Source organism: Candidatus Lariskella endosymbiont of Hedychridium roseum (assembly GCF_964020185.1).
Lineage (GTDB): Bacteria > Pseudomonadota > Alphaproteobacteria > Rickettsiales > Midichloriaceae > Lariskella.
On sequence record NZ_OZ026538.1, the window covers coordinates 618,530 to 640,619 of the forward strand.

Below are 22,090 nucleotides of genomic sequence, written 5' to 3' on the forward strand. Positions count from 1 at the left end.
ATTTGATGCAGAAATTGGCTTATGCTATAAAAAATATTGTTAAAATCCCAAGACCAGCACTTTGCCAGTAGTACCATAGAAAAATTAAGTGGTATGTTAAATAATAGACCTCTTGCATAACATCATTCTGAGGTAGAAATTCTTATAGAGTAGATTTTTGCAAAACGTCACCAAACAATGATCCACGTGAGTGTTTTTATGTTTTAGTGACAATCAAATCACAGTTTGGAACAGGTTATGCAAGAGGTCTAATATATTAAATAATGAGAGTTTTCACAATTAGATAGAAGTATGATATGATCACTTTTTTAAAAACTAAAGAGTGGTTTTATGGTTTGTTGTAAGGGATGTTGCTCTGATATCTTTGTAAAGAATGGCATTGTGAGGGGTGTACAGCGTTATAAGTGCAGATCATGTTCTAAATTTTGTTGAGGGCGATCTGGGCAAGAAGCCTCAAACAGCTGTTAAGAAAGCATTATGCGTTATGCTATATAGTCTTGGTAATGGCTCTTTTTCTATGTTAGGCAAGATATTAGGGCATTCGGCGTCCATAATTTATCGCTGGGTAGTAGAGGCGATGGGCAAGACTCAGGAGCCAGTTGTCTCTTCGGATATTATGGAGATGGAATTCGACGAGATGTGGCATTTTATTGGTTCAAAAAAACAAGCTTTGGATCATTAAGGCAGTTGATCGTAGTACAAGGAGAACAGTTGCCTGGGTTACAGGCAATCGTGATACTGCAACATTCCAAAAGCTCTACAACAAAGTGAGTCATCTGAAAGAATGTCATTTTATACGGATGATTGGGATGCTTTTTCTAAAATTTTACCCAAAGAGCGTCATACAATTGGAAAGTCTGGCACAGTATGTATCGAGAGAGATAATAGCAACACGCGACATCATTTAGGCCGAATGACACGGCGCACTAAAATCGTTTCTAAAAAAGAGTCAATGGTATACGGATCCATTAAGCTTTGGTGCACTCTTACTATTACACAAATATTCAAACAATATCAAGAACAGCTCTTATCTATCTTTATGTGAAAACTCTCTAAATAATTTTTACTGCAGATGCCATATGTCAATAAAAAGGGATTCTTTATTGATTAGAGGTATATTGTTGTGCCTGATAGTATCAATTACTACCGGCTAAAGCGCGGTAGTTTGTGTAACGCTTGCAAAGCAGATTAAAAGCGTAAACGCTAAAATTCTGATATTCTAAAATCATCTTTTTTGTGATGTTCCTCATGCTGTTCTATATATTTTTGCACTTCTTCTGAATTCACATTGCCAACTGTCACAACAAAATACCCTCTGGCCCAAAGATGTTGTCCCCAATACCGCTTACGGAGCAGTGCAAATTCCTGTAGCAACTTACGACTACTTATACCTTTAATATATTGCACAGCTTTAGATATTGATATACTAGGCGGAACCAATGCTAATATATGTACGTGATCAGGACTCATACTGCCACTAATTATATTTATGTAATTAGCAGCACATATTTCTCGGATTACTTCCCTAGTTCTAATCGCAACTTGCCCAGTTAAAACTCTATACCTATACTTAGTACAAAATACTATATGATACTTTAGGTCATATAGGCTGTGGGATCATCTCCTATATTCCATTCGTCCTCCCTCAGCACATTTCCTAGATAACTAATACTAAAGTGTTCGCCTAAAGGCGAGGGTGTTAACCATATCACATATAACTACATAAATATACTTCTAAAATATGCTTTTTGTTGATATAGTGCGATATGTTTTGGATTTGCTGCTATTTTTAAAAATTAAGACGAAACAAAGCGAAGAATTTATGAAAAATTATAGTAGAGTTATCGGTGGTATAGGTATAATAGCTGGAACGACAATAGGAGCAAGCATGATAGCGCTGCCGATCGCATCATCAAGGCTAGGATTTTGTAGTAGTGTTGCTTTAATGCTCTGCGTATGGTTGTTAATGTTTTTTTCTGCATTAGTTATCATGAAGCTAGCGCTGCATTTCGATGAAACACATAGCATAGTAGGTATTGCAGATAAGGTGCTTGGCAAGCCAGCAAAAATTATAACTTTTGCGTCAATGGTGCTGCTATTTTATTCGTTACTTGCTGCATATGTTGCTGGCGCTTCTGATATATTAACAAATCGTTTTTTTGATGGGTCACATGTGGCTAAAAATATTGTATCAGTTGCTGTCGTATTGATTTTAGGGTTCTTGGTGTACAGATCAACGAAGCTCATGGATTATGGCAATAGAGTCATGATGTTTTTAAAAGCTTTTTGTTTTGTGGCCATGCTTATGATGACGGCGCCATATATTAGTGCGCACTACCTATTGCAAGGTGGAGTTAGGAGCTTGATAAATACTACTGACATTTCGTTATATGCGATCGCGATTCCTATTTTTTTTACATCGTTTGGCTTTCATGGCAGCATTATAACGATAGTGAAATATCTCAAAAGAGATAAAAATGCAATTTTTACCTCAATTTCACTTGGTAGTTTTATCCCTGTGCTTATTTATATAGCATGGCTTGTAGTAACAATAGGTGTACTGCCAAATTATGGAACATATAGCTTCGAAAATGTCATTTTATCAGGTGGCAATGTAGGAGTTTTTATAGCACAGCTTGGATCATATATAAATATGCAAATATTCGAAGAGTTTATTAGTTACTTTGCTGTGTTTGCAATATTGACATCTTTTTTAGGAGTTGCAGCAGGCTTTTTCGATGTATTTTTAGAGATGATGAGTAAAAAAAATGCAATATTTTGTACACTAATTCCCCCTCTTTTTGTCAGTATAATCATTCCGCAGGCTTTTATGACTGCGCTTGCTTTTGCTTCAATAGCTCTTTGCATTATAGCTATAATCATTCCATCCATTGCTATGATTAAGCTAGAACAGAAAAAAGATAAGCCACTCTATATGTTATCGTTATATTTCTCTTTATTTTTTGGAATTTCGATAATAGCAATTGCTATTATCGATTTTATATTTATTTTATAGCATTCTTGAAAGTGAAATTATTTATAATGTTTTATAAGAATTATCTATCATTTTGGCCCTTTTTTGCATTTCTTTCTTTAGTTATTCCGCTTATTTTTGCTGGTTGTAGTACCAGTTATAAGAAATCTGAGCAAAGAGAGATTACATTAAAACCAGTAAGTTGGAAAGAGATGCAACAGTGGAATCATGATGATCATATGCACGCATTTAGAGCATTTATGAAATCATGTGAAGTGCTCAATAAGCGAGATCCTGGAAATTCTATTAGCAAGTTTACAGAACTTGGAGGAAAAGTGAGGTATTGGCAAGAGATTTGTCGTAGTAATGATGCTAAAAGTGTAAAAAACTCTAAGCAAGCGCAAGCATTTTTTGAAAAGTGGTTCAATCCATATAAGGTGCTAAAAGCAAATGGAAGTGATAATGGTACGTTAACCGGGTATTGTGAAATTCAACTAAATGGAAGTAGAAAGAAAACAAGGCGGTATAAATACCCAATATATAAAGTGCCATCCAATATATCAAAGTTACGTGGTAAGAATAACTTTACAAGAGCTAGTATAGAAAATGGTGCTCTTTCAAAACAGAAGCTTGAAATAGTTTGGGTGGATGATCCAGCAAGGCTATTCTTTTTACATATACAAGGATCTGGTACTATTAATCTACCTGATGGCAGCAAAATTAAGGTGAAGTACGCTGATCAAAATGGTTGGCCTTATGTCCCAATTACTTCATATTTAAGAGAATATGGAGCGAAGAATGTATATTCTACAGAAGATGTGATGAGGTGGCTTAAGAATAACCCTAGAGCTGCTGAGAAAATTATGAACAAAAATCCATCATATGTCTTTTTTGAAGAATTAAATGGTCCTGGTCCGATTGGTGGTCATGGTGTAGTGCTAACTCCACAGCGCTCTATTGCAGTAGATTATAAGATATATCCATATGGAGTTCCAATTTGGATAGAAACAGAATTGGTACGATCTGAAAATAATTTACAACTAAGTTGTTCAAAACAGTATGATTTGTCACCTTTTGAAATTTATGAGGCTGCGTATAAGCCTGCAAAGCCTGTAAAGAGCTTGACTTATAAAAGTGAAAAATATCATAAATTATTTGTTGCGCAAGATACAGGTGGTGCAATTAAAGGGCCTATACGCGGTGATATATTTTTTGGAGGAGATAAAGGCGCAGAAAAGCTTGCTTCTGGTATGAAAAAACAGGGTAGATTTTATATATTGCTGCCGAAAAGTGTAATCCCTAGACAAAGATATGTAGCTAGGTAGTTATTCTTTAGATATAAAGCGGTTTTTAGCGCTATGGTGCTACCTGCAAATTCACTTTCGCAGATTCCTTTGGCCTGATTTTCAAGTATTACTTCGTTAATTTCTTCGCAAAAATATATCTATAATAAATTGAGAGTTGGTATTTAACTTGCATACATACGCAGTTAGACTTCAAAAAGAGCTAGAATGGGCCTTAAGGTGGGGCATTTTGTTTATAATCAATACATAACTAGCGCTCTTTTAGGCGCTAGTTTTGAAAAGTATGACGAGTATATAATAGACCTCTTGCATAACCTGTTCCAAACTGTGATTTGATTGTCACTAAAACATAAAAACACTCACGTGGATCATTGTTTGGTGACGTTTTGCAAAAATCTACTCTATAAGAATTTCTACCTCAGAATGAGGTTATGCAAGAGGTCTAATATAATATTTGATTCAGAAATTAACTGGTTCTCTAAAAAATCATGCCATTAAAATCCTCAAAGCGTGCGCTGATGAAGGTAGTGCCATAGATAAAAGTTTTGAGGAAAGTTAAAATATATATCTTACATAAGATCCCTTGAATATTAATAGCCTACTTGCTATATATTACTTTTGTACTGCCATTCTTTACTTATTTATTGGCGTGATTTGTTTATGCTGTGCCTGTTTTGACATCTATATAGTGATCTTGTTACTTTTAGCTTCATGTTATATTTTATAGTTCTGTAATTGTTTGAATAATAACATTCATTTATTTTTTTACTGACTATAAATTTTGTAATGTTTTGCTATTAGTAATGCTTATATGGTAGTAAAAAAGTAGACAGTGAAAAATCATATTGCGAGAAGGCTTGTATAACACTTCTATTTTATTAATACATGCGCTATCAGTTGAAAAAAATCTTTTATCAATTCGCCAATTTTCTCATTATAAGTGGCAAAAAGATCTTACATAATACACTATATTCAGAAAAGTCTCAAATCACAAACTCTGAGGAAGAGCATATAATATCTAATCTACTTGAATTTCGTAATCTGAAAGTTGGTGAAGTAATGATTCCGAGAACTGACATAGTAGGTATACATGATTCTGCAAGTCTTGAAGAGTTAAAGGCAAAATTTATACACCCTGCGCATACACGTGTTCCAGTTTATAAAGGCAATTTAGACGATATTATAGGTTTTGTGCATGTAAAAGATTTTATACCGTATATAGATGGTAGTAGGAATTTTATACTGCAGGATATAGTACGTAAATTAATATATTGTCCACGTTCCGCTAAATGTATAGATTTACTTGCGAAAATGAAGCAGAACGCTACTAATATTGCTGTTGTATTAGATGAGTATGGTGGAACAGAAGGTATAGTTCTGATAGAGAATCTTGTTGAGCTTATAGTTGGTGATATTAAGGACGAACATGAACAACATTCTAAGATAATGATTCAACGTCTTAATGATAAAAGCTATATAATAGATACAAAAGCTAGTATTCAGGAAATTGAAGAGATATTTTCAATCTCCTTTTCTGGAGAAGATGGAGAATATGAAACTTTAGGAGGTTTTATTTTATCTTATCTAGATAGAATTCCTGAGAAAGGTGAGAAAATAGTTCATCCTATGGGTATAGAGATCGAGATCTTAGAGGTGGAACCAAGAAGAATTAAAAAAGTTAAGCTAACCCAAAAAGCAGGCGAAGAGATAATTAGTAGCGTGTGAATTCGAAATTGTAGCTGAATTAGTATAAAAAAATATCATGCTATGTATTACTTGAAATAGCGCATGCATCAAGCGATTGTAAATTTTTCTAAGCTGTTTAGCTTTAGTTTATTTGTTCTAAAATATGCTGAAACTCAAGAAGCGGAATGTGCCATATGAGTATTTCCAAACGCTGCTATAGCTATAAAATCTTTGTTAGCTTTGAAAGCTATTACTCTTTCTCAAAAATTCATTAAATAAAACATAGTTTAGGTGTAGCTTTATAATTTGCAAATACCTACAGCTCCTTTGTTAATGAAGTATCATACAAAGCAAGCTCAAAGCAGTGTTATGCAATCCGCGCTAGTGTAATAAATGAAAGTAGATTAAAATTTACATGATTAGGCAATATCGGCAAAGTCACTTGCGTAGCAAATAAATTTTTGGCGGATAGACTAACCAAGAGTGTATAGCAGATTTTTTTTGGCAACACAAAGAGATAGACTGTATGTGAAATGAAGAGTTTTAACTTGCGTACATTAAAGTTAGACCTCAAAACGAGCTAGGAAGAGCTAAGGGAGAATGTGTATAATCAATATATAACGAACAGTCTTAACCACAAATTTTGAGAAGTATGACTAGTATATATGTCTCAAATTTATATTATATCCTAGTTGCCATATCGATATAGATTCTTTATATAGAGTCTTGTGCATAAATTCTTGCTGATAGAGAGGTATAGTTGCTCTGTATTTTTAGTAAATCTTAAATAATACTTGTTTGGATTGTTATGGTGTTATCTATTTATGTAATGGTAGCATGGTAACATTTGCATGGACTTGGTGCTCATTTAAAGGGGCTTAGTTTTATCTTTACTAAAATACTTGTGAGATTTCGCACTTAAGGAAATTGTAGAAATATGCTACATTATTTCATATTTTGCTATAAGCTGGCGTATAGATATTAGCAACTTGTAGTTTGATTAGGTGGAAGCGGTGTAATTGATTTGTTTGTAAATATTAGTAATAAATTTTCCTCCTGATATTAGAAATTTTAGAGTGATATCATAAAAAGCGATCACATGATAAAAAAAATATTAATTGCAAATCGCGGTGAGATAGCTTGCCGCATCATAAGAACAGCAACTAAGATGGGGATCAAAGCGATTGCTGTCTACTCAGATGCTGACAAAAACTCTCTGCATGTGAGGCTTGCAGATGATGCTATATATGTTGGTCCTGCAACAGCTACACAGAGTTATCTAAATCATAAAAGGATTTTGGATGCGGTGAAGTTGTCTGGTGCGGATGCTGTGCATCCTGGATATGGCTTTTTATCTGAGAATGCTGAGTTTGCTGAGTTACTGGAAAAAAATGGTATAACATTCATAGGACCTTCTTCAGATGCAATACGTAAGATGGGTGATAAAATTCAAGCGAAAAAGATAGCACAAGCTGCGGGTGTGAACATAATTCCAGGATATATAGGTGCAATCAAAAATGAAAAAGATGCGCTGAAAATAGCATCTAAAATAGGGTATCCTATAATGCTTAAGGCTGTAGCTGGAGGTGGAGGCAAGGGTATTCGAGTCGTGCGTAGTCCAGAAGAGATGCAACAAGCTTTTAACTCTACTAAAAATGAAGCAAAGAACAATTTTGCAGATGGTAGAACTTTCATAGAGAAGTTTATAGAAAATCCAAGGCATATAGAAATTCAGTTAATTGCTGATCAGCATGGTAATTACTTATGTTTTGGTGAGCGTGAATGTTCCATACAGCGTCATCATCAGAAAGTTATAGAAGAAGCGCCAAGCGCGTTTATAGATGAAAAGATGCGCAAAAAAATGTATGCTCAATCAGTTGCGCTTGCTAAAAAGGTAAAGTATTTTTCAGCAGGGACCTTGGAATATATAGTAGACAATGATAAGAATTTCTACTTTCTTGAAATGAATACAAGGCTCCAGGTTGAGCATCCTGTTACTGAGCTTGTTGCAAGTGTTGATCTTGTAGAATTAATGATAAAAATAGCTTGTGGTGAAAAGCTGCAGATTAAACAAAAAGATATCAAATTAAATGGTTGGGTCTTGGAGTGTCGAATATACGCTGAAGATCCAAGTGGTGGATTTTTGCCATCTACAGGTAGAATTAACACATATAAAGAGCCTACTTCTACTGCTTTTGTGCGTGTAGATAGCGGTGTTTATGAAGGTGGAGAGATTAGCATGTTTTATGATGCTATGATCTCAAAGCTTTGTACGCATGCTCCAACTAGGCAGCAAGCAATAAATCTAATGAAAGATGCGCTCGGGCAATATGTTATTCGTGGTGTTTCACATAACATAAGCTTTCTTCAAGCAATACTTGCAACGCAGCGATTTCTTGAAGCTGATCTATCTACAAATTTTATAGATGATGAGTATAAAGATGGTTTTGCTGGCGCTATTCTAGGAAGTGAGGAGAGTGTTGTTGTCTTATGTGCAGGAGTTTATATACTCATGACAGATGCGCAAAGAGCTAATCGTGTAAATGGGCAACTTCGATCAGCACAAAAGAAATCTCTAGGTACGCGTTGGGTTGTTAGAATAGAAGATAAAAGTTATCCAGTGACTGTAAGACCAATAGAAGATGGTTATAAGATCGCATTTGAAACTCGTAGATTTTATATAACTAGTCGTTGGATTTTAGGTAGTAAGCTTTTTCACTGTGTTATTAATGGTGCAAACTATAGTGTTCAGATAGAATATGTAAAAGGTGGACTAAATCTGACATTTATGGGTCATACAGTGCGTGTTAGTCTATTTACGCCAAGAGCCGCAGAATTAAATAAGTTTATGAAGAAAAAGACAGTGAATTTCGTACAAAATGATCTCGTAGCTAATATATCTGGTTTAGTTTCGGATGTAAAAGTTAAGAAGGGGGATCAGGTTGTACGTGGGCAGCATGCTGTTGTTATTGAGGCGATGAAAATGGAAAATATTCTTTCTATTCCGACGGAAGGTAAAGTGGTTAATTTACATGTAGAGAAAGGTAAAACTGTTAATAGTGGTGACTTGTTAATAGAGATAGAGCCAGCCAGCTGAAGTATTATTTAAACTAAGTATCTCTTACTATAGCGCTACCTTAAGTAAGCGCACGCGCTTTAATGGCATGATTTTTTAGAGTGCTTCATTTCTGAATCAAATATTATATAATATTATTTGCGAAGAAATTAACGAAGTGATACCAGCTCCACAAAGTAATAGTATATATTTATTTGCTGCGTATTTTTAGAAAGTTTAAGATGAGATTTGAGTGTAGCTGTACCAGAAGTATAGCGGCAAAGAGTGTACTTAAGTTTTCTAAAAAGACGAAGCTAAAGTGTTCTGTTACCTTGTGGGAGTTGGTATAATATAGAAAATCAGTCCAAAGAAGTCTGTGCAAGTGACTTTTCCGGCAGTGCTATATCAGTTGCCTTGTTTGTTAACCACTTTTGTTTTTCATGGTTTGTCTATTTTTTTAAGATAGTGTATTTACAATGTATAGGGCTATGTAGCACTTATCAGCAAACTATTTTTATATTATTTACTTATGATCATAGTATACTCATTAGCTAAAGATAAGCTGATAAAAGCCGAATTTAAGGTGGGTGGAGTTATACCTGCGGAGGCTGTTTGGATAGATTTGCTTGAGCCCTCTATTGAAGAAGAGCGTTTTATAGAAAAGCAAATGTCGCTTAATATACCAACTCGTGAAGAAATGGATAAGATAGAAGTCTTGACGCCATTTTACGAAGAGGGTGAAGCTCACTATATGACTATTACAGTTTTGGATAAAGCTGTAAATGAGCATCCTGATAGTACTGCAATAACATTCATACTATCACAATCATGTTTGATTACAATAAGGTATACTCGTCCTAAGTCTTTTAGTAGTGTTGCGTCAAGAATGATGCGCTTTCCATTGCTTTGTACATCACCTGAGATTGTTCTTGCAAATATTATAGATGCTCTTGTGAATAAGATTGCAGATGTACTTGAAGAAGCAGGAAATGAATTGGATGCTCTACTGAAATCTATTTTCGAAAAAACGCATAATCACCAGATCATTTCAACAAAACACTATAATAAAATTATTCGCAAGATTGGTTATATGGGGAACCTTATATCAAAAAATAGAGAAAGTCTTGTTAGTATAAATCGAATGTTAATATATTTTAGTCAGATTGATGAGACTAGATATGTTGGTAAGAGAGAGCATAGAGTGAGGTTCAAGCATATAATACGAGAGCTACATTCTTTGGGGGAATACGCAACCTTCCTCTCGCAGCGGAATAGCTTCTTGCTCGACGCAACTCTTGGTATGATATCAGTTGAGCAAAACATGATTATTAAGGTTTTCACCGTTGCTGCTGCTGTTTTTATGCCGCCTACATTAATTGCAAGTATATATGGTATGAATTTCAAGTATATGCCAGAATTACAACTCTGGTTTGCGTACCCACTTGCAATTATTCTCATAATTGCATCTGCACTATTGCCTTATACTATCTTCAAGAAGAAGGGATGGTTGTGATAATATATACTTCACTAGTGCGCGCACCAAAAGTCTCAGAAGTGGCATAAATGATGTTTAAAGTGTCAAAATAGTGTTTTAAATCCGTAAGAAAATGTTATAATAAAGCGCAAAAACTTACGGATTTTGTGAAAGTAGCATTTGCAGCATAGGGCCAATTAATATATCAGAAAATTAGCGTATGGCAGATTTAAAAGCTAATTTTTGGCGGATGGGCTCACTAAGGAGAATGTTAGCCTGCAGAAAGATCTTTTGTTAAAGCTAAAAGCTTCAATATAATCTAAGTGGAATTATAGATTTTCTTAAAGAAAATTTGTACCTAAGATTTTACGTAGTACATTGTGCAGAGGTAAAATTTAAAAATCCATAAGGTTTTTTGCAATTTTACCACTTTTTCTGCTGGATTTTTATGTTGTATAGAGCTTGCAACCGATATAAATTCCGCGTTTTGAGCATTATGATGCATGCGACTGCTTATGATAGAAAGTCTGTCATCTTGTATATAATCAAGCATGGAATATCATATTCATCACAGAGATTATCTGCTTGCTGTGGTGTTGTATATCCCTCATCAGTAGCGCCTAGAGCATTTGCAGCGCTATTGAATAACACTCCAGTTTCTAGAAAATAGTGCAGCTGCTTCAGTGTTTTTGTATCCATAGTTTCTGGATTATAGCTAAAGCCTTGCTTTAAGACATATTCCCGTAGATCATGACGAATTTTGAGGTTTGTTTTGTTACCATTATACCATGTTGATTTAACATTTCTGCTAATTTCGATCTGGGAAGAGTTTCTATATGTGTATTGAGAATCAGAAAGTGAGTCCTCAAGAAGTGCATAGTGTACGGTTATAGCATCTTCTTGACTTATGCGCTGTCCTGTTAAATAAAAGATAAAGTTTTCTACCAATTCAGACCGACAGTTTCCATATTTCTGCTCTGGCACCGCCAATTCTGATATCTTAACTTGAGAGTTTTCACATAAAGATAGATAAGAGCTGTTCTTGATATTGTTTGAATATTTGTGTAATAGTAAGAGCGCACCAAAGCTTGATGGATCTGTATACCATTGACTCTTTTTTAGAAACGATTTTAGTGCGCCGTGTCATTCGGCATAAATGATGTCGCGTGTTGCTATTATCTCTCTCGATACATACTGTGCCAGACTTTCCAATTGTATGACGCTCTTTGGGTAAAATTTTAGAAAAAGCATCCCAATCATCCGTATAAAAATGACATTCTTTCAGATGACTCACTTTGTTGTAGAGCTTTTGGAATGTTGCAGTATCACGATTGCCTGTAACCCAGGCAACGGTTCTCCTTGTACTACGATCAACTGCCTTAATGATCCAAAGCTTGTTTTTTTTGAACCAATAAAATGCCACATCTCGTCGAATTCCATCTCCATAATATCCGAAGAGACAACTGGCTCCTGAGTCTTGCCCATCGCCTCTACTACCCAGCGATAAATTATGGACGGCGAATGCCCTAATATCTTGCCTAACATAGAAAAAGAGCCATTACCAAGACTATATAGCATAACGCATAATGCTTTCTTAACAGCTGTTTGAGACTTCTTGCGCAGATCGCCCTCAACAAAATTTAGAACATGATCTGCACTTATAACGCTGTACACCCCTCACAATGCCATTTTTTACCAAGCTATCAGAGCAACATCCCTTACAACAAACCATAAAACCACTCTTTAGTTTTTAAAAAAGTGATCATATCATACTTCTATCTAATTGTGAAAACTCTACTTAACTTTGATATCGTAATCAGCAAATGCATGTGCCAATGCTATTTTTATGTTCTCATCTATAACCCTGTTTGCAGAGTCGATATAATAAATTTCGAATATACCTTCTGATACCTTTTCTAATATTAAACCAACCCAGTGCTTACCGTATAAGTTAATCGGTGCCAACATAGTGCCAATATCCTTATGAGCAGAAAATTTGGTGATTGCATGTAAAACAAGCTCAGAAATTGCTGAATCAAAGCCAGGTTGCCATATGTTGTTTAATCTTACTATTGTAACAGTATCTTGTGACAAAATTTCCTTTACGCTTTCCAGTCTCAAGGCAAGTAGTTTATGCAATGCATCACTATAGTATTGCGTTTCAATATCTGTGAAAATTGATTGCTCATAATCACTAAAAGGCCATTGCCAGAGAAATCATCGAATGGTTTGTCATTACTAAGAATATTACTAGAGACATTGCTGAGTTTTAACATGGATTTGCTGTACGGAGATTTCCGAAGTATCGTCAATACTTGACTATAATTATGATAATCACCTAAATCTCCAGTTAAGAAGGCTAAAATATATGCTTTGAGATTTTTGTTTAATTGAATCCATTTGTTTGAACTATTCTTATCAGAAGATATTAGGTCTTTTGTGACTATACTGAGCTTTCTTGCTCCATTAGGATCATTCCACTTCTCAATTTCTTCTTTAGATGCTAAAAATCCTGGAACATTTTTTCTTAAGACTGCAAGCTTACATGCAGATGAAATTATTGAATATCTATCAACCTCTGAAAGCTCAATATTTTGAAATATTGAATTTTTTAAGAGACTATTTAATCTATCATATTGCAACCAGTTAAACTCTACTTTTTGATCTTTAGTTTCTATAAGGTCAATAAAGTGTGATAGCATTATTAATTTATGCCGAATGACACGGCGCACTAAAATCGTTTCTAAAAAAGAGTCAATGGTATACGGATCCATCAAGCTTTGGTGCGCTCTTACTATTACACAAATATTCAAACAATATCAAGAACAGCTCTTATCTATCTTTATGTGAAAACTCTCACATTTTTATTTAATTTATGCTGTAAAGAACGGCATTAATATATTAATTTGACAGAGTATTCACCATGCATTGGTTTCGAACAGAGAGAATTGTAATGATTAAGCTTGCTATAATAATAGTAGTGCTCAAGAAATTTTATGATTGTTTAAAGAAGATCTCTGCATAATTTATGGATTTTAACTAATAGTGATAAATTATCACAGTTTTGCTATTATATGACGCAAATAAAGTAGAACTATAAATGGCAATACATAACGACTTAACGTAGTAAATTACGCTACTCTCAATAAAAAAAGCATTTATCGGAAAGTGGAAAATCGCAGCACTCATTTTGAGACACTTCTAAAAAATTAATACGCTCCAAAAACAATGTATTGTTGTTGAATGATTGCTTGCGAATTTATGAAAATATGCCTTTGAAAAACAGAAAATACCTAAGCAACAGCTTTATAGCGCTTTTTGCGTGAATCTTCTTAGTTCCATTAATTTAAAGATTCTAGATAGGTTCATGTTATAGCTAAAGCAGGTAATATAGTTTTCACATTAAGATATCAGCATACTAGAAAAATAAATTGAGAGTTTTCACAATTAGATAGAAGTATGATATGATCACTTTTTTAAAAACTAAAGAGTGGTTTTATGGTTTGTTGTAAGGGATGTTGCTCTGATATCTTTGTAAAGAATGGCATTGTGAGGGGTGTACAGCGTTATAAGTGCAGATCATGTTCTAAATTTTGTTGAGGGCGATCTGGGCAAGAAGCCTCAAACAGCTGTTAAGAAAGCATTATGCGTTATGCTATATAGTCTTGGTAGGGGCTCTTTTTCTATGTTATGCAAGATATTATGGCATTCGCCGTCCATAATTTATCGCTGGGTAGTAGAGGCGATGGGCAAGACTCAGGAGCCAGTTGTCTCTTCGGATATTATGGAGATGGAATTCGACGAGATGTGGCATTTTATTGGTTCAAAAAAAACAAGCTTTGGATCATTAAGGCAGTTGATCGTAGTACAAGGAGAACAGTTGCCTGGGTTACAGGCAATCGTGATACTGCAACATTCCAAAAGCTCTACAACAAAGTGAGTCATCTGAAAGAATGTCATTTTTATACGGATGATTGGGATGCTTTTTCTAAAATTTTACCCAAAGAGCGTCATACAATTGGAAAGTCTGGCACAGTATGTATCGAGAGAGATAATAGCAACACGCGACATCATTTAGGCCGAATGACACGGCGCACTAAAATCGTTTCTAAAAAAGAGTCAATGGTATACGGATCCATCAAGCTTTGGTGCGCTCTTACTATTACGCAAATATTCAAACAATATCAAGAACAGCTCTTATCTATCTTTATGTGAAAACTCTCAAAAAATTTAATGCTTGACCCTTAAGACAGTATCAATGTTATTGCAACATAGCATAACAAGCTGTATACAATTATATGTAATTCAAAGTCGTAACTAATAAATCATAATACTTATCATACTATGGAGCTTAATTTTACGACAAGACTGTCAGCAATGATTTCTGCAATTATGGATCTTTTTACGACAAGACTACCTACAATGACTACAGAAACTACTGATCTCCCTGCAGGAAATTCAACGATTAAGGAAATAGATAGCAGTGCGCTAAGGTTGCTAGTTAAGCGCCACATGAGTAGCAACGCAACATCCTTAGAAATTGCGGTAAAGCAAAAAAACATGGAGAACATTAATGCTCTGCTTGCAAATGGTGTAAAAGTTAGTACATATGCTGTAAATATTGCAGTATCGCAAAATGATAACGAAACCGTAGCACTCTTATTGAAGCATGGTGGAGATATTAACAGAGATATGATGGCAAGTGCAGTATCTAATAATAACATCATAATACTACAATTGCTGCTCAAAAATGGTGGAAATGTCGACACAGGTCTTGTAGAAATCGCTCTTATTAAAAATCACAAAAAAGCACTTAAACTATTATTAAAACACTGTGATAAAGTTGACGAAGATATCGTCAGAACTGTTGTTCGACATAATGGATACAAGGAACTCGAGTCTCTTATAAAAAAAGAAGAAAAAATTAGCGAATATGCGGCAAAATATGCATTATTATATAGAAATGTCAAGATTCTTAAGCTGCTTATTGAAAATGGCTGGAAAATTACAGAAAGCAGTATGCATGCTGTTATTAACTCTGTCGTTTACTCTGCTATCGAATCTAATCACTTTGAAATGCTAAAATTGCTGCTTGAAAACGGTGCTAAAGTAGATGCATATGTAGTGAATCAAGCGGTACGAGATAAAAATATAGAATTGGTCAAATTACTACTTGAAAATGGCGCTAAAGCAGATGAATCCGCAGTTTATCAAGCGGCGCTTGATAATAATTCTGAATTAACGGAGCTATTGTTCAGTAATTTGTCTAGCTCTCAAGGTATAGAATATACACTTTACAATATGATGAAAAAACCAAGTTTAAATGGTTTTTTAGGCAATATATCGTTAGACTTTGATTACAAGACAATTATGAGAGGTGCGTTGCAGCGCCAAGATACTCATCTTGTGCAAGAATTATTTCATAACAATGTTTTAATTTCTGGAATTTTACTTGGAGTCTCAAACATACGAGAGATGTGGTCATCAGATGTCCTTGAAGCACTAAAACCCTTTGTACATTCGAACTACGGTATATATATACTACCATTGTCTCAAGCTCAGCAAAATGACACAGAATTTCTTAAAGAATTTAGTGGATTCATTAATCCTGGAGCAGGCGATAGCTTCCCAAATGTACCATTTAATCTACAAGATATACAGGGTGAGACGATGCTAGAGAACGAGCAGTTATATCAATCTGTGCTGAATGTTTCAAATGAATTTGGGATTCCATACCTTGGCATATGCTCAGGCGCATAGCATCTTATTCTAAACAAAGGAGGAAAATTAGATGTTGTAAATAAATATGAACTTGATCGTCGTGTAACATTCATTAAAGGTACTTTCCCGCATTTTGCAGCACTTACTAAAACTGAGCAAAATGAAGCATTGGAGAAATGTGTATTTCCAAATGTTATATTTCCAGTGCATAGGTCGCACAAATACTCTGGAGTACAAGAACAACTTGGTGATGTTAAACTTGGAGCTGTATCTAAAGAAGGGGTGGTACAAGCAGTAGCTTCCAAAACTGGTCAGCCTGGAGTGCAATTCCATCCAGAAAACTCATATTATGAACAAACTGACACAAATAGAAATAAATTGATTATAGATAACTTCTTTGAGCGCATCAAAGAATATAGCGAAGCAATTTCTTATGCTGAAAAAAAGGGCATACCTCGCACAGAAGCAGTGATAGCAATAAAAAATGCCTATACAATGCTGAGTGATAGATTGGAAGAATGTACGTATGTAGCAAAATGATACATCATATGAAACTTTGTTTATGGATGAGTTTGATAAAGTAATGTTCGGTTTTAGTGATCAACAGCGATGAATCGTGCTAGGAAGAGACTTCACAACAGTCTCTTCAACATCACAGCATATACTTGTTTCCGTACACGGCGGTTCAGTAGTACGCACGCCAAAAGTCTCAGAAGCTGCATAAAAAGAGAGTGTTATCCAGTATATCCGCCAAAAATTAATTTGCTGTGTAAATAAATTTTTGATGAACAGACTATAAAGATAGCTTTGCATTGATTTTTTTAAAAAATCTCATTTACTTAGCATATCAAGAAATAATATATCTATTTATAATAGAAAATTAGTATTATTTATAAGAGAGTTTCATATTCAAGCTTTTGAGTTTAGTAGTGAAGTAATCAGGCAATTGTGCTGTGAGTTTTAGATTTTTTCCAAATAAAGAAATCTGGATTTGCCATGCATGCAAAAACAAAGGACTTTTTTTATTTGCTTTGTTTTTCACATATTTTTCATCTCCAAGAACCGGGCACCCAATAGATGAGCTATGTACTCTTATCTGGTGAGTGCGTCCAGTAATCAATAAAAATTCCACTAATGAAAGACGAATTTTACTATTATTTATGCAATCAAGTACTCTATATTCTGTGACAGCATTTTTTCCTTCGCTATCTTCTTGAACTTTTTCAAATTGTCGACACTGAAGACGAGATTTTTTAATAGGAATGTTAATCACATCTTCAGTTATTTCTGGTACTCCATCAAGAATAGCAATATATCTTTTTTGTATATTTTGTTCTTTTAGTGCAAGCGATAATGTTTGAGCAGCTTGTTTATTTCTCGCTAATAATAGTATTCCACTGGTTTCCTTGTCTAGTCTGTGCACCAATCTAGGCTTTTCATTAGCTTCAAACTGCAGTAAACTTGATAATGAGTCTATGCTTATTTTAATCTTACTTCCGCCTTGTACTGCAAGTCCTGCAGGTTTATTTAACACAAATATGTTTTCATCTTTATATATTAGACTTTCTACTAGCTCTGCTGCTATCTTTTTTTCAAGCTCAGAAAATTTTCTATCAATATTATCCACATTTTTCATGATTGTGGGTTCATGTATTGGAATTCTAACTTCATCGTCTTTTTCAAGCTTTGCATTTAGTGTTGAACGCTTTCCATTGACTCTAATTTGGCCAGTGCGTACGAGTTTTGCTATAGTTGTAAAGGGTACGGTAGCAAAGTATTTATTAATCAGTTTGCCGAGCCTAGTTCCTGCATCTTGTTGCGAGATCAAAATTTTATGTATGTTCATTCCTATTTTGATATTTTTAATCATTCTTATTAAATTCAGTGCTTAAAAATAGTGTGTCGTTGACACCTATCATGAAATGATAATAACATCAAGGATGCGCTTAGTTGTAGAGTAATGTCATTGTGTCATACGATGTATACTAATCATACTTTTCAAGTGTATACAACATGCACCCTCACTTTGCCTAACTCTTTTTGCAGTCTAACTTCGTATATAACCCCAGTTCGACGTAAGGAATAGAGAAATAAGATTAGCGGCATAAGAATGGAACCATTAGAATTCCTCCAAAACCACTACATTTTGAGGATATACCATGGTTCCCTTATTAGAGCTATACTGTTATATAGATGACTTTTGCAAGCTATTTGAAGAGCAATTGCAGAATCGAGGTTTATGCAGTGAGAGAAGATTAAGACATAGGCAATACATGCTGAGCTTATCAGAGATCATTACAATACTTGTGATGTTCCAACTTAGTCATTATCGAACATTTAAAGATTTTTATAAAGACTGTCTAAGCATACACTATGCGTCGGAATTTCCAAGATTAGTGAGTTACAATAGATTTGTTGAGCTTATGAAGCATGCTGTTGTGCCACAGATGGTTATGCTACGCTCTTTATCTGGAAGTAAGACTGGTAAATACTATATTGATTCAACAAAGCTTGAGGTTTGTCATAATATGCGCATAAGAAGACACAAAGTTTTCAAAGATATAGCAAAACGTGGGAAAACATCAACTGGTTGGTTCTTTGGATTTAAATTGCATATTATCATGAATGATTGTGGTGAAATTATTAATATATCAATAACACCTGGTAATAAAGATGATAGAGCAGTTGTAGAGAATCTTGCACGCAACTTGAAAGGATGGCTGTTTGGAGATCGTGGATATATATGCAAGAACATAGCTAAAAAGCTACGTGCTCAAGGTTTAGAGCTAATTACTAGACTTAAGAAAAACATGAAAGAAAAGCTATATTCTGAAGCTCAAAAATCCTTTTTAAACAAGCGTAACTTTATTGAAACAGCTATAGGACAACTGAAGAATATCTGTCATATACAGCACACAAGGCATAGATCAACAACTAATTTCTTAGCTAACTTATTTGCTGGAATAACTGCTTATACTTTAAAACCAAATAAACCAGCAGTCTCATGGAAAAATAAAATAATAAACTTAGCTCTTATATCGAACTGAGGTTATATATATAATGCGAGTTGCCATATATATTGTAGTAGTCACTAAAGTAATAAAACTTGTATATATGTACCTCTTTGTATTGTTGAAAAAATCTGTCATACACTCGTGTTATTAATAGACAACCATGGTATTTTAAGCATTAGTCAGATATAACAAGGTCTGCATGTAAATGTTAAGTTTGCAATATTTGCACATTTGATTTATAACACGTATGATAAAGGTGTGAATTTTCTCTCTTCTAGAATTTTTATTATAATTTATAGTATTGCTCTGTTGGTTTTAGCAATGATTGTTACAGGTGAGTGTGAAGTTGACTTATGGCTAAAAAAGTTGTACGTAGTATCCTGGCTAAGTCAGCCTTGTAAAAATCAATTAATCTGTGCATTGGTTCATGAAATGAGCGAAAAAATATATAATGCTGACAATATATTTGCAAAGATATTACGCAGAGAAATACAAGCAAATGTGATATATGAGGATGCATTCTCTCTAGCCTTTAATGATATAGCGCCTGCTGCACCTGTGCATGTTCTTGTGATACCTAAGTTTGAATGCATTTCCTTTAATGACTTTGTGCAAAAAGCAGATCCATCATTTGTTAGTAGTTTCTTTCTTTCTGTGCAAAAAGTTGCTAAGCTTCTTGGCTTGGAAGAATCGGGATACAGAATTGTGGCTAATCACGGAAATGATGCAGAGCAGACTGTCTATCATTTTCATATCCACTTGCTTGGGAAAAAACATCTTGGCAAATTTATTAGCTGAGTTTCTTTTTGAGGTATATGTTTCGAGGCTAGTGAATGCTTATCAATGTTGGTAAATATAAAAATCGCAAGATGTTGCTGCCAAGTGTAGTACACTGCAGGAAGCTTGGGTTGAGACCTACGCAGTCGAAAATTAGAGCTGCTGTGTTCAATGTGCTTAGAGCTGCCGCAAATTTTAATGGCGTTCGTGTGCTTGATGTATACTGTGGTAGTGGTGCTTTTGGAATAGAAGCACTTTCTGTTGGAGCTTCACACGTAACTTTTGTTGATATTAGCTCGCATAACATACAGCATTTAAAGAGTAATGTGAATCGCATTAATATACGTGAGAGTGTGGAATATCTTTGTATGGATGCTAGAGATTTGAGTAAGGTAACTGGGCAGTATGGGTTGATATATGTAGATCCACCTTATAATAGCTCTTTTGCATACGAGAGTGTAGACTCTATTGTAAGGAACAAGCTTTTGTCTGATGATGGAGTGTTAGTTATTGAAGTTGCTAAACGTAATTTTATAAAAACTCCAAATTATATTACGGTTTTTGACTGTAGAGAGTATGGAAATACTAAAGTAGTATTTTGTGGATTGGCAAATTAAAATGATGCAAAGATCGATCAAAAGCACCGTGTCATGCAGTGGTGTAGGACTTCACACTGGAAAGATTGCAAATCTCACGTTAAAACCTGCACCTGTAAATTCTGGGATTAAATTTATTCGCATAGATGTGGATGGTGGAAATGAAGTGCAAGCTTCATTTTTAAGCGTTTCGGATACTGGATTTTGTACGGTATTATCTAATGAGTGCGGTGTGAGTGTTATGACTGTCGAGCATTTAATGGCTGCTTTGGCTGCATATAGAATCAGCAATGTCATAGTTGAGATAGATGCGCCTGAGGTTCCTGCGCTTGATGGTAGTGCTTTATGCTTTGTGAATTTAATACAAAGTGTTGGATATATTAATCAAGAAATTCCTACAAAGCGATTGAAAATGTTAAAGGATGTTGAGGTGAGGCAAAACGATAAAAGTATTAAAATTCGTCCGTATGATGGTTTTGTTATAGACTTTACAATATCGTTTTCGCACCCAAGTATAGGAACACAGAGATATATTTTTGACTCAAATAAATGTAGCTTTGCTGCCGAAGTAGCAAAAGCAAGAACATTTGGTTTTATTGAGGAGATCGAGATGCTGCAGTCTAGAGGGCTTGCAAAAGGTGCTTCTCTTAAGAATGCAGTCGGTGTATCGGCTAATGGCGTTGTGAATGATGAGGGATTGCGCTATGAAGATGAGTTTGTTAGGCATAAGGTTTTGGATTGTATAGGAGACTTGTACCTTGCTGGGTATGAGTTGGTTGGTTATGTAGAAGCTATAAAATCAGGACACATGTTAAACAACAAGCTTTTACATACAATATTTGAAAATGAGAACAATTACGCAATAGTCTTGCCGCCTATATTCTGAAGTACAACAAGCTATATATTGTGGACCAAATTATTGTGTAGCTCTCCTGCGTCATAACTCTAAGTAGTACGCGCGCCAGAAGAGGCATAAAATGAGCCCCGAGTGTCAAAATAGTATTTTAAATCCGTAAGAAAACGTTATAAAAGACCCCAAAAACCTTACGGATTTGTATTATATGCCAGGAGAAGAAGTGAAAATTAATAATACTCAAAGTAGAATATTTGAGGAGAGATTATCTGATAGTTTGAATCCACAACATAAGTTATATAAATTAAGATCGAAAGTTGATTGTTGTGGTCTTTTAGGAGCGAATTTTTGGTAAAGTTTCTGCGAAACGATATGGTAGAAGCCGTAAAGACCGTCGTGTTATGCTAGGGTTGTTTATGCTGCAAAGCCATTTCAAACGCCTCTGATTGTTATACCGAGGAGTGGCCTTCAGGAAAATGCATATTGGCAGTATTGTTGTTGATATGACTATTTCAAAAATGACATAATTGTATCTGAAAGTTGCATAAGAAGATTTCGTCAAGATCTGTGAGAATCTGGTTGTCGTGAGATATTAAAGGAGGTGGTCAGAATAGGCTGTAGGATTGGCGCAGTTAA

General features: G+C 34.8%; 24 protein-coding genes and 1 pseudogene. 18 read left to right on the forward strand and 7 right to left on the reverse strand.

What is annotated here, in order from left to right; genetic code table 11:
* Positions 1–388: 388 nt before the first annotated feature.
* Genes AACK98_RS03075 through AACK98_RS03085 form a run of 3 tightly spaced genes read left to right on the forward strand, consistent with a single transcriptional unit; the run spans position 389 to position 1,045 of the window.
* The gene (locus tag AACK98_RS03075) at positions 389–682 is read left to right on the forward strand and encodes a hypothetical protein (RefSeq protein WP_339042212.1); all 294 of its coding nucleotides are present in this window, start codon (positions 389–391) and stop codon (positions 680–682) included.
* Complete coding sequence (locus AACK98_RS03080) at positions 640–771, forward strand: hypothetical protein (protein WP_339042214.1); 132 nt, start codon at positions 640–642, stop codon at positions 769–771. Before AACK98_RS03075 ends, AACK98_RS03080 begins: the two co-directional genes overlap by 43 nt.
* Positions 772–784: 13 nt before the next feature.
* Positions 785–1,045, forward strand: a complete 261-nt coding sequence (locus tag AACK98_RS03085) for an IS1 family transposase (RefSeq protein ID WP_339042216.1) — start codon at positions 785–787, stop codon at positions 1,043–1,045.
* Positions 1,046–1,203: 158 nt separating this feature from the next.
* Here AACK98_RS03085 and tnpA read toward each other — a convergent pair.
* Positions 1,204–1,605 (reverse strand): annotated as a pseudogene (gene tnpA / locus AACK98_RS03090) (IS200/IS605 family transposase); the annotation flags it as partial.
* Between the two features lie 166 nt (positions 1,606–1,771).
* On the opposite strand from tnpA, the gene AACK98_RS03095 reads away from it, so the two are divergent.
* From AACK98_RS03095 to AACK98_RS03115, 5 genes are all read left to right on the forward strand, one after another.
* Positions 1,772–3,016 carry an aromatic amino acid transport family protein gene (locus AACK98_RS03095; protein WP_339042218.1) on the forward strand — a complete coding sequence of 415 codons (1,245 nt, stop codon included), beginning with the start codon at positions 1,772–1,774 and terminating at the stop codon, positions 3,014–3,016.
* Between the two features lie 11 nt (positions 3,017–3,027).
* Positions 3,028–4,299 carry a murein transglycosylase A gene (locus AACK98_RS03100; protein WP_339042220.1) on the forward strand — a complete coding sequence of 424 codons (1,272 nt, stop codon included), beginning with the start codon at positions 3,028–3,030 and terminating at the stop codon, positions 4,297–4,299.
* Positions 4,300–5,175: 876 nt separating this feature from the next.
* A complete protein-coding gene (locus AACK98_RS03105) occupies positions 5,176–6,003 on the forward strand; it encodes a hemolysin family protein (protein ID WP_339042222.1) in 828 nt (275 codons plus the stop codon).
* A 1,060-nt stretch (positions 6,004–7,063) separates the two neighbouring features.
* Positions 7,064–9,061, forward strand: a complete 1,998-nt coding sequence (locus AACK98_RS03110; RefSeq protein ID WP_339042224.1) for an acetyl/propionyl/methylcrotonyl-CoA carboxylase subunit alpha — start codon at positions 7,064–7,066, stop codon at positions 9,059–9,061.
* 541 nt (positions 9,062–9,602) lie between these two features.
* Positions 9,603–10,532, forward strand: a complete 930-nt coding sequence (locus AACK98_RS03115; RefSeq protein ID WP_339042226.1) for a magnesium transporter CorA family protein — start codon at positions 9,603–9,605, stop codon at positions 10,530–10,532.
* A 474-nt stretch (positions 10,533–11,006) separates the two neighbouring features.
* Here AACK98_RS03115 and AACK98_RS03120 read toward each other — a convergent pair whose 3' ends face one another.
* The 5 genes from AACK98_RS03120 to AACK98_RS03140 all read right to left on the reverse strand — a co-directional run bounded on the left by AACK98_RS03120 (position 11,007) and on the right by AACK98_RS03140 (position 13,135).
* The gene (locus tag AACK98_RS03120; protein WP_339042228.1) at positions 11,007–11,477 is read right to left on the reverse strand and encodes a hypothetical protein; all 471 of its coding nucleotides are present in this window, start codon (positions 11,475–11,477) and stop codon (positions 11,007–11,009) included.
* A gap of 31 nt (positions 11,478–11,508) precedes the next feature.
* Positions 11,509–11,880, reverse strand: a complete 372-nt coding sequence (locus tag AACK98_RS03125) for an IS1 family transposase (protein WP_339042555.1) — start codon at positions 11,878–11,880, stop codon at positions 11,509–11,511.
* On the reverse strand, positions 11,784–12,167 hold the full coding sequence (locus tag AACK98_RS03130; protein ID WP_339042230.1) for a hypothetical protein: 384 nt from the start codon (positions 12,165–12,167) through the stop codon (positions 11,784–11,786). The genes AACK98_RS03125 and AACK98_RS03130 overlap by 97 nt, the downstream gene beginning before the upstream one ends.
* A 120-nt stretch (positions 12,168–12,287) precedes the next feature.
* Positions 12,288–12,587 carry a hypothetical protein gene (locus AACK98_RS03135; RefSeq protein ID WP_339042232.1) on the reverse strand — a complete coding sequence of 100 codons (300 nt, stop codon included), beginning with the start codon at positions 12,585–12,587 and terminating at the stop codon, positions 12,288–12,290.
* A 23-nt stretch (positions 12,588–12,610) separates the two neighbouring features.
* Positions 12,611–13,135: a hypothetical protein gene (locus tag AACK98_RS03140; RefSeq protein WP_339042234.1), complete on the reverse strand. Its 525-nt coding sequence runs from the start codon at positions 13,133–13,135 to the stop codon at positions 12,611–12,613.
* 76 nt (positions 13,136–13,211) lie between these two features.
* Between AACK98_RS03140 and AACK98_RS03145 the strand changes: the two genes are divergently transcribed.
* The 5 genes from AACK98_RS03145 to AACK98_RS03165 all read left to right on the forward strand — a co-directional run bounded on the left by AACK98_RS03145 (position 13,212) and on the right by AACK98_RS03165 (position 16,754).
* On the forward strand, positions 13,212–13,343 hold the full coding sequence (locus AACK98_RS03145; RefSeq protein ID WP_339042236.1) for a hypothetical protein: 132 nt from the start codon (positions 13,212–13,214) through the stop codon (positions 13,341–13,343).
* 706 nt (positions 13,344–14,049) lie between these two features.
* On the forward strand, positions 14,050–14,433 hold the full coding sequence (locus tag AACK98_RS03150) for a hypothetical protein (protein ID WP_339042238.1): 384 nt from the start codon (positions 14,050–14,052) through the stop codon (positions 14,431–14,433).
* Entirely contained in the window at positions 14,340–14,708 is a 369-nt protein-coding gene (locus AACK98_RS03155) for an IS1 family transposase (RefSeq protein ID WP_339042493.1), read from the forward strand. Before AACK98_RS03150 ends, AACK98_RS03155 begins: the two co-directional genes overlap by 94 nt.
* Before the next feature lie 129 nt (positions 14,709–14,837).
* Positions 14,838–16,253 (forward strand): hypothetical protein, encoded by a 1,416-nt coding sequence (locus AACK98_RS03160; RefSeq protein ID WP_339042240.1) that lies wholly within the window; start codon positions 14,838–14,840, stop codon positions 16,251–16,253.
* Between the two features lie 129 nt (positions 16,254–16,382).
* A complete protein-coding gene (locus AACK98_RS03165) occupies positions 16,383–16,754 on the forward strand; it encodes a hypothetical protein (RefSeq protein WP_339042242.1) in 372 nt (123 codons plus the stop codon).
* A 346-nt stretch (positions 16,755–17,100) separates the two neighbouring features.
* Here AACK98_RS03165 and AACK98_RS03170 read toward each other — a convergent pair whose 3' ends face one another.
* Complete coding sequence (locus tag AACK98_RS03170; RefSeq protein WP_339042244.1) at positions 17,101–18,084, reverse strand: RluA family pseudouridine synthase; 984 nt, start codon at positions 18,082–18,084, stop codon at positions 17,101–17,103.
* 403 nt (positions 18,085–18,487) lie between these two features.
* On the opposite strand from AACK98_RS03170, the gene AACK98_RS03175 reads away from it, so the two are divergent.
* The 5 genes from AACK98_RS03175 (at position 18,488) to AACK98_RS03195 (ending at position 21,809) form a co-directional block, all read left to right on the forward strand.
* Complete coding sequence (locus AACK98_RS03175) at positions 18,488–19,261, forward strand: IS982 family transposase (protein ID WP_339040242.1); 774 nt, start codon at positions 18,488–18,490, stop codon at positions 19,259–19,261.
* A 276-nt stretch (positions 19,262–19,537) separates the two neighbouring features.
* Positions 19,538–20,026, forward strand: a complete 489-nt coding sequence (locus tag AACK98_RS03180; RefSeq protein WP_339042246.1) for an HIT domain-containing protein — start codon at positions 19,538–19,540, stop codon at positions 20,024–20,026.
* 35 nt (positions 20,027–20,061) lie between these two features.
* Complete coding sequence (gene rsmD / locus AACK98_RS03185; RefSeq protein WP_339042248.1) at positions 20,062–20,622, forward strand: 16S rRNA (guanine(966)-N(2))-methyltransferase RsmD; 561 nt, start codon at positions 20,062–20,064, stop codon at positions 20,620–20,622.
* Positions 20,606–21,487: a UDP-3-O-acyl-N-acetylglucosamine deacetylase gene (gene lpxC, locus AACK98_RS03190; RefSeq protein WP_339042253.1), complete on the forward strand. Its 882-nt coding sequence runs from the start codon at positions 20,606–20,608 to the stop codon at positions 21,485–21,487. The genes rsmD and lpxC overlap by 17 nt, the downstream gene beginning before the upstream one ends.
* Positions 21,488–21,662: 175 nt before the next feature.
* Positions 21,663–21,809: a hypothetical protein gene (locus tag AACK98_RS03195; protein WP_339042255.1), complete on the forward strand. Its 147-nt coding sequence runs from the start codon at positions 21,663–21,665 to the stop codon at positions 21,807–21,809.
* Positions 21,810–22,090: the final 281 nt, after the last annotated feature.

Coding starts and splice junctions, on each gene's coding strand:
- AACK98_RS03195 (WP_339042255.1), top strand. CDS start 21,663: ATGCCAGGAGAAGAAGTGAAAATTAATAATACTCAAAGTAGAATATTT.
- AACK98_RS03110 (WP_339042224.1), top strand. CDS start 7,064: ATGATAAAAAAAATATTAATTGCAAATCGCGGTGAGATAGCTTGCCGC.
- AACK98_RS03175 (WP_339040242.1), top strand. CDS start 18,488: ATGCTGAGCTTATCAGAGATCATTACAATACTTGTGATGTTCCAACTT.
- AACK98_RS03170 (WP_339042244.1), bottom strand. CDS start 18,084: ATGATTAAAAATATCAAAATAGGAATGAACATACATAAAATTTTGATC.
- AACK98_RS03160 (WP_339042240.1), top strand. CDS start 14,838: ATGGAGCTTAATTTTACGACAAGACTGTCAGCAATGATTTCTGCAATT.
- rsmD (WP_339042248.1), top strand. CDS start 20,062: ATGCTTATCAATGTTGGTAAATATAAAAATCGCAAGATGTTGCTGCCA.
- AACK98_RS03085 (WP_339042216.1), top strand. CDS start 785: ATGTCATTTTATACGGATGATTGGGATGCTTTTTCTAAAATTTTACCC.
- AACK98_RS03145 (WP_339042236.1), top strand. CDS start 13,212: ATGACACGGCGCACTAAAATCGTTTCTAAAAAAGAGTCAATGGTATAC.